This is a genomic window from Dellaglioa sp. CoH-56-MRSF-12 (assembly GCF_056782075.1).
Window position 1 is genome coordinate 1 of record NZ_JBXAYD010000102.1, and the last position, 269, is coordinate 269.

At 68.8% G+C, this 269-nt stretch carries 1 pseudogene; it reads right to left on the minus strand.

Annotated features, from left to right (window positions below):
- Positions 1–28 precede the first annotated feature (28 nt).
- Positions 29–269 (minus strand): annotated as a pseudogene (locus tag AC1RPY_RS07920) (hypothetical protein); the annotation flags it as partial.

Here is a 269-nt window from a genome sequence, read left to right on the forward strand (position 1 = left end):
GTGTCGACGTCCACGATGATCGGCTGGGTCACGAGAGCACCCGATCCGCGGCGAGCTGCCGGACTGCGCCGACGAACACCCGAACGTGGTCCGGGTCCACATCACCGCTGTCGATGTACGTGTCCTTGAGGTAGCTGCCCACGATCACCGCGTCGGCCTGCGCGAGCGTCGTGGCGCAGTTCTCCGGCGTGACTCCGGCCCCGACGACCAGCGGGAAGTCGGCTCCGAGGACGCTGCGGAACTCCGCCGTCTCCGACGTCGGTGTCTGC